The 13,893-nt window shown below is 62.8% G+C and carries 11 protein-coding genes; 5 read left to right on the top strand and 6 right to left on the bottom strand.

Going from position 1 to position 13,893, the window contains the following annotated elements; translation table 11 throughout:
• Nucleotides 1-67 precede the first annotated feature (67 nt).
• On the top strand, nucleotides 68-1,666 hold the full coding sequence (locus ACESNB_RS15595; RefSeq protein WP_373008966.1) for a peptide chain release factor 3: 1,599 nt from the start codon (nucleotides 68-70) through the stop codon (nucleotides 1,664-1,666).
• Here ACESNB_RS15595 and ACESNB_RS15590 read toward each other — a convergent pair.
• Both ACESNB_RS15590 and ACESNB_RS15585 read right to left on the bottom strand, forming a co-directional pair.
• On the bottom strand, nucleotides 1,663-2,148 hold the full coding sequence (locus ACESNB_RS15590) for a PAN/Apple domain-containing protein (protein WP_373008964.1): 486 nt from the start codon (nucleotides 2,146-2,148) through the stop codon (nucleotides 1,663-1,665). The two genes, ACESNB_RS15595 and ACESNB_RS15590, sit on opposite strands and share 4 nt — an antisense overlap.
• A gap of 64 nt (nucleotides 2,149-2,212) precedes the next feature.
• Nucleotides 2,213-4,039, bottom strand: a complete 1,827-nt coding sequence (locus ACESNB_RS15585; protein WP_373008968.1) for an ABC-F family ATP-binding cassette domain-containing protein — start codon at nucleotides 4,037-4,039, stop codon at nucleotides 2,213-2,215.
• 91 nt (nucleotides 4,040-4,130) lie between these two features.
• Between ACESNB_RS15585 and ACESNB_RS15580 the strand changes: the two genes are divergently transcribed.
• Both ACESNB_RS15580 and ACESNB_RS15575 read left to right on the top strand, forming a co-directional pair.
• Complete coding sequence (locus ACESNB_RS15580; protein ID WP_373008962.1) at nucleotides 4,131-4,985, top strand: TauD/TfdA dioxygenase family protein; 855 nt, start codon at nucleotides 4,131-4,133, stop codon at nucleotides 4,983-4,985.
• Between the two features lie 307 nt (nucleotides 4,986-5,292).
• Nucleotides 5,293-6,765 (top strand): lipopolysaccharide biosynthesis protein, encoded by a 1,473-nt coding sequence (locus ACESNB_RS15575; protein WP_373008960.1) that lies wholly within the window; start codon nucleotides 5,293-5,295, stop codon nucleotides 6,763-6,765.
• On the opposite strand, the gene ACESNB_RS15570 is transcribed toward ACESNB_RS15575, so the two are convergent.
• Nucleotides 6,701-7,621 carry a hypothetical protein gene (locus ACESNB_RS15570; RefSeq protein ID WP_373008958.1) on the bottom strand — a complete coding sequence of 307 codons (921 nt, stop codon included), beginning with the start codon at nucleotides 7,619-7,621 and terminating at the stop codon, nucleotides 6,701-6,703. The genes ACESNB_RS15575 and ACESNB_RS15570 overlap by 65 nt on opposite strands.
• On the opposite strand from ACESNB_RS15570, the gene ACESNB_RS15565 reads away from it, so the two are divergent.
• Both ACESNB_RS15565 and ACESNB_RS15560 read left to right on the top strand, forming a co-directional pair.
• Nucleotides 7,620-8,036 (top strand): hypothetical protein, encoded by a 417-nt coding sequence (locus tag ACESNB_RS15565; protein WP_373008956.1) that lies wholly within the window; start codon nucleotides 7,620-7,622, stop codon nucleotides 8,034-8,036. The two genes, ACESNB_RS15570 and ACESNB_RS15565, sit on opposite strands and share 2 nt — an antisense overlap.
• A 13-nt stretch (nucleotides 8,037-8,049) precedes the next feature.
• Nucleotides 8,050-9,702, top strand: coding sequence for an acyl-CoA dehydrogenase family protein (locus ACESNB_RS15560; protein ID WP_373008954.1), 1,653 nt, complete (start codon nucleotides 8,050-8,052; stop codon nucleotides 9,700-9,702).
• 112 nt (nucleotides 9,703-9,814) lie between these two features.
• Here ACESNB_RS15560 and ACESNB_RS15555 read toward each other — a convergent pair whose 3' ends face one another.
• From ACESNB_RS15555 to ACESNB_RS15545, 3 genes are all read right to left on the bottom strand, one after another.
• On the bottom strand, nucleotides 9,815-12,274 hold the full coding sequence (locus ACESNB_RS15555; protein ID WP_373008952.1) for a cation-translocating P-type ATPase: 2,460 nt from the start codon (nucleotides 12,272-12,274) through the stop codon (nucleotides 9,815-9,817).
• Nucleotides 12,275-12,383: 109 nt separating this feature from the next.
• The gene (locus ACESNB_RS15550) at nucleotides 12,384-13,085 is read right to left on the bottom strand and encodes a pseudouridine synthase (protein WP_373008950.1); all 702 of its coding nucleotides are present in this window, start codon (nucleotides 13,083-13,085) and stop codon (nucleotides 12,384-12,386) included.
• Nucleotides 13,082-13,893, bottom strand: an 812-nt coding sequence (locus ACESNB_RS15545) for a class I SAM-dependent methyltransferase (RefSeq protein WP_373008948.1), incomplete at its 5' end; no start/stop codon positions are given. The genes ACESNB_RS15545 and ACESNB_RS15550, both read right to left, overlap by 4 nt.

Genomic DNA, 13,893 nt, shown 5'->3' with positions numbered 1-13,893 from the left:
CCCCTTCTTTCCTTTGGCCAAATCGGCTAGGGGCTGGCAGCTGAAACCAAATTTGTCCGGAACCTCCATGTCCCATATTGCGGAAGCCGCGCGTCGGCGCACCTTTGCCATCATTTCCCACCCGGATGCCGGTAAAACCACTCTCACGGAAAACATCCTTCTCGCAGGCGGCGCCATCCGCGCGGCAGGCGAGGTCGCGGCGCGGGGTGCCCAGCGGCGCACACGGTCTGACTGGATGAAGATCGAGCGTGATCGCGGCATCTCGGTATCGGCCTCGGTGATGACTTTCGAATACAGCGGTCTCGTCTTCAACCTGCTCGATACGCCAGGTCACGAAGACTTTTCCGAAGACACCTATCGCACCATGACCGCGGCAGACTGCGCCGTCATGGTGCTCGACGCCGCCAAGGGCATCGAGCCCCAGACGCTCAAACTGTTCGAGGTCTGTCGCATGCGCGACATTCCAATCATCACCTTCATCAACAAGATGGACCGTGAAGCGCTTGAGCCGATCGAACTGCTCGACGAAGTGCAGGACAAGCTCCAGCTCGACACGGCGCCGCTCTACTGGCCGGCGGCATCCGGCCAGCGCTTTGCCGGCATGAAAGACCTCACCACTGGTGAGTTCTGCCAGTTCGACCGCCGCCCGGGCGAGCCCCCGCATATCGGCCCGGCCGCCCGTATCCCCGGCAGCGATGAAGCCCTGATCGGCAAGCTTGATGATCATGTGTATGCGGAGTTGATTGAGGGTGTTGAAATGGTCACCAGCCTGCTCCCGAAATTCGATGAGGAGGCGTTCAAGGCAGGCAACATGACGCCGGTTGTGTTCGGGTCGGCGCTGCGCCATTTCGGGGTTGCGGAATTGCTCAACACGCTGCGTGACTATGCGCCGCCCCCGCGCGTTCAGAAGGCCGAGCGCAAGGGCGCGCCCATCGAAGTCAAACCATCCGACCCGGACGTTTCCGGTTTCGTCTTCAAGATCCAGGCGAACATGGATCCGAACCACCGCGACCGTGTTGCTTTCCTTCGGCTATGCTCGGGTGAATTCAAGCGTGGCATGCGCCTGAAGAGCGCCAGCGGCAAACAACTCAATATCCACAATCCGCTGATGTTTCTCGCACAGGACCGCGAGATAGCGGAGACGGCCTATGCGGGTGACGTCATCGGTGTGCCCAACCACGGCCAGCTGCGCGTTGGCGACAGCCTCTCGGAAAGCGGCGAGATCCAGTTCGCCGGCATTCCGAACTTCGCGCCGGAACTCCTGCGCCGTGCCCGCGTGAAAGACCCGATGAAGGCCAAGCACCTGCGCAAGGCGCTCGAAAGCCTGGCCGAGGAAGGCGTTACGCAATTGTTCAAGCCTGTCATCGGCTCCGACATGATCGTCGGCGCCGTCGGCCAGCTGCAATTCGAAGTCATGATCGAACGCGTTGCGGCGGAATACAATCTGGAAGTCGTGTTCGAACCGGCGCCGTACAATGTGGCGCGCTGGATGGCGTGCGACGATCCGGCCAAGCTTGAGGAATTCATGGAGCGAAACAAGTCAGCGTCGGGAACAGATCTTGACGGCGCGCCGGTCTATCTGGCGAAGAATGCCTGGGATGTCGGCTACGCACAGGAAAAGAACCCGTCGATCCGGTTCACGGCCACGAAGGAACGTTCGCTCTAATCTTCGGTTTGGGGCTTGGTCAGATCGGTCGGGCCATCGATCTCGACTGTCTCGATCTCGACCGTGATCGCCTTGATGTGGTCTGCGTCTGACGCACTCTCGTCACCGAGCAGTTCTTCGGCTGGCTCGGCCGCGACCGGCATGAAGATCGCCTCATGGCGCGGCGAGAAGCCGGACGTCGCCATCGGATTGCGTTCGATCTGGCCGCCGCTGCGTTTCAGTTCGCACCAGGCGCCGGCATCGCCTGTCGCAGAGACGAAGCTCCAGGCCAGGCAAACCGCGTCATCTGCACAGGCCGTCTGGCAGCTCAGCGCATCGTCTGACGCCACTACGCTATAGGTGGCTCCGAAACGGTACAGGCCCGGTTCGTGGCCAACCGGCGCAGGCGTCGCCACGGCATCGGCCTTCAGCGACATCGGCGCATCAGCAAAGGCAGGCGCCACCAGGCAGGCGGCAATCGCAATCATCCATGAAGGGCGCATAGGCTGAACTCCCATATATCCTGCCCCGCAATCTAGGTTGCGTCGGTTAAGGAAGCTTTTACGTTCAGCCCGCGAGCGCTTCGCGCTTTTCCTCGATTTCCAGCCATTCCATCTCGGCGGATTCGGATTCTGCCCGCGCCGCGGCAATGCGGGCAGACTTGGCATTGAAAGCCTCCGGATCGCGGGAATAGAGGGCTGGATCGGCCAGCGCCTTTTCCAGCGCGGCCACTTCGGCCTTCAGTTTGGGGATCAATTCATCGATCTCCTTCTGGCGATGGGCATCCTTGAAGGAGAGCTTTTTCTGCGGCTTGGCTTTCGGCGTGTCAGCGGCCTTCGCTTTGCTGGCGCGCGCGTCGGATTCATCGTGGCGGCGTATGCTCGCGAGCTGGTCTTGCGCGTCGGTCCAGCCGCCAGCCGTCTGCACCCATTTGCCGTCGCCCAGCGGGCAGAGGCAGCTCGTCACCGAAGAATCGAGAAAGGCCCGGTCATGGCTGACCAGCAGGAGCGTCCCCTCGTAATTCAGCAGCATGTCTTCCAGCAGCTCGAGCGTCTGCAAGTCCAGGTCGTTGGTCGGTTCATCCATGACCAGGAGCGTGGAAGGCTTCGCGAGTCCGATGGCCAGCGCGAGCCGGTTGCGCTCGCCGCCAGACAGCGCCCCGACAGGCTGTCGCAGCTGTTCCGGCTTGAACAGGAAGTCCTTGGCATAGGAGGCGATGTGGCGCTGCTGGCCCTGCACCATCAGCGAGTCCCCGCCCGACGGCGCCAGCGCCTCCCAGATCGTGTCCTTCGGGTTCAGCGTGTCGCGGGTCTGGTCCATATAGGTCACATCCAGCGTGTTGCCGTGGCGAACCGTTCCCTCGTCGGGCTCGATCTCGCCGAGCAGCAGGCGAACCAGTGTCGTCTTGCCCGCACCGTTCGGCCCGATAATGCCGATCCGGTCGCCGCGCAGGATTTTCAGCGACAGGTCCTTAGCGATGACCAGCGGCCCATTCGGTGTATCGAACGTCTTCGACAGGCCTTTGACCTCGATCACCTTCTTGCTCATCGAGTCGCCGACACCCGCGCTGAACTCGGCCGTGGTCTTGCGATCGTTCAGCGCGGCACGCATGGCACCATGAGTCGCGCGCATGTCGTGCAGCCGGGCGAGGCGGCCCTGGTTGCGCTTGCGCCGTCCGGTCACGCCGCGTGCCAGCCAGCGATGCTCGTCTTTCAGCTGCGTCGTCATCCGCTTCATCTGGCGTTCTTCTTCCACCTCAATGGCTTCGGCCCATTCGTCGAACTTCACATAGCCTTCCGGCGATTTCAGCACGACGCCCTGGCGCAGCCACAGCGTATTGGTGGAGATGTTCTCGAGGAAGCGCCGGTCGTGGCTGACCACGAGCACAACCCCGTTGAACGCCTTCAGGCGGCCTTCAAGGTATTCGATCATCGGTACGTCGAGATGGTTGGTCGGCTCGTCCAGCAGGATCACGTCAGGTTCGGCGGCAAAGGCCTTCGCCAGTGCCACGCGCCGCTGCTGCCCGCCCGACAGTGTTTTCGGATCAGCTGCTGGGTCGACGCCGAACTCCATCAGCTCGGCCTCGGCCATATAGGTGTATTCCAGCCCTTCGCTGACATAGTCGAGGACGGTCTCAAAACCCTCGAAGCGCGGTTCCTGCACCACGGTCGCGAAGGTCGTGCCGGGCTGGCGCCACACCTGGCCGCTATCAGCCTCCTGCTGTTCGGAGATGATCCGCATCAAAGTGGACTTGCCGGCCCCGTTGCGCCCGACCAGCGCCGCGCGCTCGCCTTTGGACAGGCTGAGCGTCACCCCCTCGAACAGGGGTTTTGCGCCAAGCGAGAGACGGACATCGGACAGGGAAATCAGGGGAGGTTGAGCCATGCCGGGCAGATAGCGTGCGCAGGGCGCCAGCGCTAGGGCCCGCGTGCTTTCCGAATTCGGCTGGGAAGTGCTATTCTCACGGGAAAACGGGAGGAACGTCATGCCATATTCCGAGTTTTCCGGGGACTTCACCCAGTTCGACGCCCGGCCCATGTCGCCCGCCATCGGGGCTGAACTGCTGGGAGCCGATCTCACCAGTCTCACCGATACGCTTGTCGAAGAAGTCCGCGCCGCCCTGCTGCAATACCAGGTCGTCTTCTTCCGCGACCAGGATATCACCCGCGCGCAGCATATTGCTTTCGCCCGTGCCTTTGGCGCGTTGGAGATTCACCCGGCAACGCCGAAAGACCAGCCGGACCGCGAAGTCCTCCGCATTGTCCACGGACCCAATTCGCGCGGCATGGAGAATGCCTGGCATTCCGATGTCACCTGGCGCGAGCAGCCCTCGCTCGGGTCTATCCTGCGCGCCATCGAGCTGCCCGAAGTCGGCGGCGATACGCTCTTCTCGAACATGGTCATGGCCTATGAAGATCTCGATGAAGACCTGAGAGCGCGTCTCTGCGAGATGACGGCTGTCCACGATATTGCCCGCGTCTTCGCCAAACGCCTCGGCAAGGACACGGCTTCCCTGCACGAGAAATTCCCGCTGATGGAACACCCGGTCGTTCGCACCCATCCGGAAACCGGACAGCGTCTGATCTATGTAAACACAGCGTTCACGGATCACATCAAGGGCATGGACAGGACCGAGAGCGACACGCTGCTGAAATTCCTCTATTCGCGCGCCGCGATCCCGGAATACCAGTGCCGGTTCCGCTGGGCACCGGGCTCCATCGCCTTCTGGGACAATCGCGCCTGCCAGCACTATGCCGCGAGCGACTATTTTCCCAATACCCGCATCATGGAACGCGTCACGATTGCAGGTGACCGACCCTATTTGGATGCCGACGCCTGACGAGTATCGGCTCACAACCTGTCCGTCGTCGACCTCACTGTTTTCACGAGTGAACCGCCGGGCTGACCAGGAATCTGGCGTCAGGCATCACCAAATCGGCTCCAGCAGGCTCGACGGTCCTCGGGGTTTTTTCTGCGCGGCGTTCCAGGCTGCGACAGTCCACGGCAATATTCGACGCCCCCGGGTGCCCCGGCCGCCCTGTTTGCAATCCATAAACCATAACAAGGGCATGCATCTTGCTCTGGGCTCTGCTGCGGCAAGCGATCCGGCCTGATCGGCATGAGGAGTTACAACAGATGGTTCGTCCATGCTGAAAATGATGATCCTGCGTGGAACAGCCTGGCTCCTGCTCGGGCGCTTTGTCAGTCAGGCGATTGGCCTGGTCAGCACATTGGTGGCTGCCCGGCTGCTCGTTCCGGCCGATTTCGGCCTCGTCGCCGTCGCCATGAGTGTTTTCATGATTGCAGGTGCGGTCGTCGAATTGCCCGTCGCCGCCGCGCTGGTCCAGCTGAAAACCGTCACGGACCGCGATTTCAATACGGCATGGACCCTGAACATTCTCCGGGGTGTCATCGTCACTGTCCTGATGCTGGCTGCCGCCTGGCCGGTCGCGGCGGTGTTTGGCGATCCGCGCCTGGTTGCGCTCATTAGCGCCATGGCCAGTTATCCGTTCCTGCTGGGATTCCGGAATTCGCGGTTCGAAATGTACATCCGCAACATGGACTTCAAATGGGAAGCCATGATCGAGATCGGAACGAAAGTCGCGTCCTTTGCGGTCATGTTCTGGGTCGCACTGGCGACCGGCAGCTATTGGGCTTTGCCGCTTGGCCTGATCGCGTCTGGCGTCATCGCACTGGTCATGTCGTTTGCGCTCTGCCCGCAAATTCCGGGATTGTCCCTGTCGGAGTTTCGCAAGTTTTTCGGTTTCTCGGTCTGGCTGGGGCTCGCCCAGATCGCGGACAGCCTGCGCGAGGCCACGACCAGCCTGTTTATCGGCAAACTGCTCGGCAATGCCGCGCTCGGCACGTATGCGGTCGGCATTCAGTTCGCTGACCGGATGGAATTGTTCCTTTATGCTCCGATGGAGCGGACCATGTTCGCCGCCTTCAGTTCAATTCAGGATGACCTGCACCGCGTCCGGGCAGCCTATCTGTCCAGCCTGCATGCCAGTTTCGCCATCTCGCTGCCGATCTGTGTCGGCATCGGATTGCTGGCGAAGGAGATCGTCGCCATCACGCTGGGCCCCGAATGGGCCTCTGCTGCACTCGTGCTGGCCTTTGCTGCGCCGATTACCGCCATCTACCTGCTGGGCGCGATCAGCGTGTCCATCGCAACCGCGCTCGGGCGTACACGCTCTGTCTTCTTCCTGAAAGCTGTGTCGGCCTGCCTTTACATTCCGGTGATGGTGGTGGGCGCGCTCCAGTTCGGCATGATTGGCGTCCTCTGGGCTGGCGTGTTCGGCGCAATCGTCTGGTGCGGGCTCAGCTTCCGTCTGATGGCGAAAGTGATCCATGTCTCGATGGTCCGACAGGTTGCGATTGTGGGCCGTTCGCTGGCGGCTGCACTGGTGATGTCGGGCGCCGTGACATGGGCGCGGTCATCGCTGTTCGATGGTCCCGTACAGGGGATCACAGAGCTCATGGTCCAGGCTGGCGTCCTGTCTTCACTGGGCGCAGTGGTGTATCTCGCGGCGCATGCCGGACTGTGGATCGCCGCTAACCGGCCTCAAGGAATTGAGCGTCAGGTTTCGGACCGCTTTGCTGCGCTGTCACCAGCCTGAACACTTCGCCGGCAAACGCGCGCAGCATGCCGGCAACATCGTCTGCCAGCCAGGCCGTATCGCCATACTCGCCAAGGCCCAGGGTCTTGTTGGCGTCAAAGATGAAGGGTGCGCCATTGATCAGCGTAAAGTCGATCTTGCCATAATCCAGGCCGAGCCTCCGGCGCGTCGCCAGAAGGCGCGGGTGCGGTTCGAACGGCTTGCACGAGACATGCTCGTCTTCGGTGATGATCAGCTGGTCTGACCGTTCGATGTTCTGGTAGTGAAGGTCGCCGAGGAATATGTACTCCCGCAGAACGTTCTTTTCGCCATCATTTTCCGGCATGAATTTCTGCACGACATAATCATTGCGGAAATAGTGGCGGGGCACGTCCGAAAGGGTAGGGTATATGCGGTAATCCTCTTTGGTCCGGATCGCATATTTCGATTGCCTGCGAAGCCGGTTCGAGACGCGGTTCAGGAGGCGGCGCCCGATCGGGCCCTCGTGCCGCGCGGCATCGCGCTCGGGCATGCCAGCATAATTGAGATTCGATTTCACGATCACCGGCGCATCACAGGAATCGTCGCGCCCCAGCAGGCCGTCGATATACCTGAACTTGCGGATGTCAGTTGCATAGGCATTGATCGATGCCGGGTATCGCAGGGCCAGGGTGCGGGCTTCGGGGGAAATGATCGACTGGTCGATATGCACGAAGGCGGCATCGGCCGGGACATATCCGCTCGCCTTGGTTACGTGCACGATCTCGACGCCCATCGCTTCGAGCGCCTCTTCGATCAGCACGATCATGTGGCGCCGGTCGCCCGGCAAATAGGACAGCTCGTTGATAACCGCCAGTCGCGCTTTGGAATGACTCATGATTTTCGCGCCTCTGGACAGCAGGCTTGATGGGCCCGGTATGATTGAGACGCCTACACCAATGGTGTTGGGAACTGGTTACCGCACGGCGAAAATTTCCGGGTTGAAATATCAGAACCGTGTTTCAGTCCTGATCCCGTGTTCCGACGATCCGGCGCACAGGTTCTCCCAATTTACTGCAAAGCTGCTAGGCTCTGAAAAAAACAGGAGGAATACCGTGCCATGTTCCGCGTTTTCCGGCGAGTTTACCCGGTTCGACGCCCGGCCCGTGTCGCCCGGCATCGGGGCTGAACTTCTGGGGACCGATCTTGCAAACCCGACCGATACGCGGGTCCAAGAGGTCCGCGCCGCCCTTCTGGCATACCAGGGCGTCTTTTTCCGCAACCAGGATTTCTCGCGCCCTAATTCTCACTGAACGGACCCGCCTCATGTCGCCTTACAAACCGCTCGCCGAGCTCGAAACCCATTCCGTCGAGAACCAGCCAAACCCCTTTGAGGATCACAACCTCTACCTCGGCGACACCGCGCTAAGCGAGGCGGTACGCTTCCATGGCGGTGCCTCGCACACGGACGACCTCGCCACTTTCGGTGCCCGCTGCGGCGCCGCCGAGACGATCGAATGGTCGCGCCAGGCCAACGAGAACCCGCCCAAGCTGAAATCCTTCGACCGGTTCGGCCACCGCCTCGACGAGGTCGATTTCCACCCCGCCTATCACAGCCTCATGGCGCTCGGCCTCGATAGCGGCGTCTCCGGCTCGGCCTGGACCGTGCCTGCGGCCGGCCATGTGCGCCACGCCGCCATGATGATCCTGATGAACCAGGCCGATCCCGGCGTCACCTGCCCGATGTCGATGACCTATGCCTGCGTCCCGGCCCTGCGCGCCGACCCCGCCCTCGCGGCGGACTGGGAACCCCGTGTCGCCGCCCAGTCCTATGACCCGCGCTTCATCCCGGCCCCGGATAAAACCGGCGTCACCATCGGCATGGCCATGACCGAGAAGCAGGGTGGCTCCGACGTGCGCGCCAACACGACCCGCGCCGCGCCGCTTGGCGGCGACGCCTACAGCCTGACGGGGCACAAATGGTTCTGCTCGGCGCCGATGAGCGACGCCTTCCTGACCCTTGCGTATACGGACGAGGGCCTGACCTGTTTCCTCGTGCCGCGCTGGCGGCCGGACGGCACGCGCAACGCGATCCACGTCATGCGCCTGAAGGACAAGATGGGCGACAAGTCGAACGCCTCGTCCGAGATCGAGTATCACGGCGCCTGGGCCCGCCGCCTCGGCGAGCCGGGCAGGGGCGTGCGCACGATCATCGACATGGTCCAGCACACGCGCCTCGACTGCATCCTCGGCTCAACCGGCGGCATGCGCGCCGCGCTCGCCCAGGCGCTCTGGCACACGTCCCAGCGCCGCGTCTTCCAGAAGACCCTGGCCGACCAGCCCGCCATGAAGGCCGTGCTGACAGACCTCGCCCTCGAGAGCGAAGCGGCCACCGCCATTGCCCTGCGCGTCGCCGCCAGCTTCGACCGCGCCGGATCCGATCCGCGAGAAGCCGCTTTCATGCGCCTTGCCACGCCGGTCGCCAAATACTGGGTCTGCAAGCGCCAGCCGGGCTTTGTTTACGAGGCGCTCGAATGCCTCGGCGGCGCCGGCTATGTCGAGGAAGGGCCGATGCCGCGCCTCTACCGCCAGTCGCCCCTGAACGCCATCTGGGAAGGCTCCGGCAATGTCATCGCGCTCGACATATTGCGCGCCATCGGCCGCGAACCGGAAAGCCTCGAAGCCGTGCTGCACGAGGTCGGCAGCCTGCGGGGCGCGAACTCCCTCTACGACCGCCATGCGGATGCCCTGAACGACCAGCTCAGCCCCGGCCAGCTGCACGAGGGCACCGCCCGGCGCCTGGCCCAGCAGCTCGCCCTCGCCCTGCAGGGCGCCGCGCTGCACGCCAGCGCGCCCGCCTATGTGTTCGAAGGCTTCTGCCTCCAGCGCCTCGACCCCGCCCGCCGCGGCCTTGCCTATGGCGACGTGGCGGACGGCGTCGACCAGGCCGCCATCCTCACCCGCGCCATGCCGGGGTGACCAGGAGCCAGGGCTAGGCCTCTCATGCGAAGGCCGAGCAAAGAGGAAGGCGAATGGGGCATTTTTGTTATCGCCCTACTTTGCACCATCGCCCGATCCAGGCGGTCGGTTTTCAGGATTTCGCCAATCGTGTTCTGGCCCTGTGGAACAGGATGGCCAGCGACCCAAGCGTGCCACCTCCCAACAGGGCGATCGCCCAGTCGCGCATGTGCAGCGGATTCAAATGCATCAGGCCCGAAACCAGAGGGGACTGGATGAGAAGGATTGCCGAGCCCAACGATGCGGCCGCCGCAATGATCGCACTGCGGGTTGTCCATCCCCTTAGGGCCAGTGTTACTGCAGCATTGGCGCTAAGGAGTGTCGCCAGCGCCATTGAACGGGCATAGTCGACATTCTGCTCGGGCCCCAGGCTGTCTATGAAGCTCCAGGCGATCAATCCTGAGACAAGGACGGTCATGAGCCCGATCAGGCTCCATTCCCGCATTCCGAAAAACTGAACCCCGACGCTTTGATCCGCACGGCTCAGGCGACCGTTCCTCGCCTGTTTCTGGAAGACTAGCAGCGCCGTCGGATGCATGATCACTTCGAGCCAGACGATATGGATCGGCAGGTACAATAGCGGATATCCAAGCAGCGGCAGAAGCGCCGCGGTTGCGACGAGCGGCCCATGGATCATCAGGAGATAGGCGAAGCTCAGTTTCAGATTGGCAAAAACCTGCCGCCCTTCTGCGATGGCATTCACAATCGTGCGGAAATTGTCGTCGAGCAAAACAATGGCGGCGACTTCCTTGGCGCTTTGCGTGCCGCGCTCACCCATGGCGATGCCGATATCGGCGCCCTTTAGGGCAGGAACATCATTCACGCCATCACCCGTCACGGCGACGATGTGCTTCTTTGCCTGCAGGGCTTTGACGAGTTCTAGTTTTTGTGACGGCATCGCGCGGGCGACGACATCGAACCGGGAAAGGTCAACACCGGCATCTTCCGCAAACTCATCGCCCTGAATGATTTTGGGGTCAGCGCCTCCGATACCAAGCTCGGTGGCGATCGCCTGCGCCGTGTCCGGATGATCTCCGGTGACCATGATGACTCGTATTCCTGCATTCTGCGCTTCGTTCATCGCGTCCTTGACGCCCGGGCGGACCGGATCTTCAAACGCGAGCAGGCCGGAAAATGCATAGCCGGTCACTGGCTCGTCACCAGACCACGACGGCGCTGTCATCTCGGCGCAGGCGATAACCTTGTGGCCATCCCGGGCAAGTGCCCGGACCTCCCACGACCACTTATCCCTGGTTTCGCGCGTCATGGAGCACATGGACAGAACGGTCTCTGGCGCGCCCTTCATCGCAATGTGAACCGTCCCGTCTTGTGTCTCGATCACGCCGACTTCGCGCCGTCGGTCTTCCGTGAAGGGGAACACGGCGAGCCACCTGCCGCCAGGCGCAGATCCGTTTGCCAGGACAAGAAGATCGAGCGGGTCGCCGCTTTCGGCGCGCGCGGCCGTGGCCGCGACTGACAGGACATCGTCCTCGGTGCGTTCGTCTGCCGTGATGATATGTTGCAGGTGGAGGCGGCCCTCGGTCAGCGTCCCGGTCTTGTCGGTGCAGATGCATGTGACCCGGCCGATATTCTCGACCACGATGGAACGGCGAACCAGCGCGCGCTGTTTTGCCAGCCGAAAGACACCGATGCCGAGGAAGAATGAAAAAACGACAGGGAATTCTTCGGGGATCGCGGCAACGGCCAATGTCACGGCACTGATCGCGGCGTCCACCCAGCCAAACCCTTGCGCGTATCGCACCAGGGCGAGCACGACGCACAGGGTCACGGAAATAGCCAGCAGAATGGCGACCAGCCGTCCAATGGCTTTTTGCAAAGGGGTCCGGCCGCCATTGCCCGATTGCGCTGTTCGCACGATCTGGCCGTAAAGCGTCTCCGCGCCGGTGAACGCCACACGCACACGCGCGTCACCGCTGAGCAACCGGGTTCCGGCCATCGCCCAGTACGCATCATCAACGAGGATGTCGTCCTCGCCCGTCAATACGTCCGTGAATACATTCTTGCGAACAGGCATCGCCTCGCCGGTGAGTGCGGAAGCGTCAACCTGGAGGTTGTCTCCGCCGACGATCACGCCATCGGCGGGAAACCGTGTGTTGGCGGGGGCCAGTATGAGATCGCCGGGCACGATGTGCCGCGCCGGAATGCCGATTTCCTTGCCATCGCGAATGACGCGAACACGTTCGGTCAACAGCTTGCTCAGGCCTTCGACAGACGCCTTTGTGCGCTTGTGGAGATAAGCGTCCAGACCAATGATCGGGATCAGGGCGGCGGCCAGGACCGCCGCTTCGGTATAATCTCCGAGAATGGCGAACAGGCTGGCGGTACCGGCCAGGAACCAGACCATGGGATCGGTGAGGGCGTCGCGCAGGACATCGAGCCAACCTGACCGGTCGGCTTCGACGATGGCGTTTTCGCCAAACTGTTCCAGCCGACGGTCGGCTTCCGCGGTCGACAACCCTTGCTCGGATGCGCCGGGCTCTGGCATGCGAGAGAGCGGCACAGGATGTCGCATGGGGTCTCCGGCGATTCTTGTTTCGGGTGCTGGCCTGACAGCCTAGAGCGCTGCGTCACGGTGGCCAAGCGCTGTTCACGGTTTCGCCGCCTTCAGCCGGGTCTGGACGTCACGCGAGCCCCGCCACCTCGTCGGAGTCCAGCACGCGCCACTCACCATCGGCCAGCCCGTCCAGTGTCAGCGGGCCGAACTGCGTCCGGTGCAGCGCCTCGACATGGTTGCCGACCGCGGCGAACATGCGGCGCACCTGATGGTAGCGCCCTTCGGTGAGCGTAACGCGCGCGTTGCATTCGCCCGTCACTTCGAGCCTGGCCGGCTTCAACGGCTTGTCCTCGCCGCGCAGCATCAGCGTGCCGCTGGCGAAGGCCTCACCCTCATGCCCTTCCAGCGGCCGGGCGAGGACGGCCTCATACACCTTCTCCGTTTCCGACCGGGGAGAGATCAGCCTGTGCAGCAATTGTCCGTCATCAGTGAACAGCAAGAGGCCGGTCGTCGGCGCATCGAGCCGCCCCACCGACGACAGCGCCGGCGTACGCGCCAGGAAGCGCGGCGGCAGGAGTTCGTAGACGAGTTGTCCGCCATCGGCGCGCGAGCAGGTGTAGCCCGCCGGCTTGTTCATGATGACCACCATGCCGGGTGGCGGGTCGAGCGGTTCGTCGTCGAAAGTGACGTTTTCGAACGGACCGACCACACCCTTGCCACACCCTTCAAGTCCCCCGACCCGCCCCCTTCGGATGGCGGTTTCCACCTCCTTGCGGCTCCCGTACCCCAGCCCGGCCAGGTATTTGGTAAGGGGGCGGAGATCCTTCATTTCTGGCGCTTCGGCCGGTCGGCGCGTATCACCTTGTAGCCGCCGGAATCCTCAATGATTTCATACTGTTTGAAGCAGGCTGAGACCGTCGCCTCATACGGCAGGTGGCGGTTGGCAACCATGTACAGCGACCCGTGCGGTTTCAGCGCCCGCGCGGCAGCCTGGATGAAGGCCTGACCAAGTCCGGCAGCGTCCGCCCGTCCGACGTGGAAAGGCGGGTTCATCAGGATGAAATCATACTGGCTGTTCGCCACGTCGCGCGTCGCGTCGGCCCAGGTAATCGTGACGTTCTCGACGCCTTGCAGCGTCTTCGTTGCGCAGGCAATCGCCCGGTGTTCGGCCTCATACAGGTCCATATGCTTGATCTTCGGGCAGTGCGTCAGGACCTCTTTCGTGAGGTAGCCCTGGCCCGCACCGAAGTCGGCGCCCGTGCCCTTGATATCCTCGGGAATGTTCTCGGCCAGCAGTTCCGATCCGGCATCGATCCGGTCCCATGAAAACAAGCCCGGCCGGCTCCACATCGCTCCGTCTGCGACAGGTTGCGGCTGGTCGGCAGCAACCCATGCCTCGGCGAGGGCGGTGTTGAACACGGCGCTGTCTTTCCTCGCCCAGAAGGCCCGGCACTTGTTCTTGCTGAGGCTCTCGGTGGCGCCGGCAATCTCGCCCAGCGTCTTCTCGGCGGTCTTGCCGCCCAGCGTGTTCGGCAGGCAGGCCAGCACCACGCCGCCCTCGGGCGCCGCCAGCATGGCGCGGGCATACAGGCCGCGCGCCTCGGCCTTCTGGCGCGGTGGCAGGATCAGCGTCAGTG

This window comes from Hyphomonas sp. (genome assembly GCF_041689225.1).
GTDB lineage: Bacteria > Pseudomonadota > Alphaproteobacteria > Caulobacterales > Hyphomonadaceae > Hyphomonas.
The sequence above is the reverse complement of the archived record's forward strand: the minus strand, read 5'-3'. Positions and strand labels throughout refer to the sequence as shown.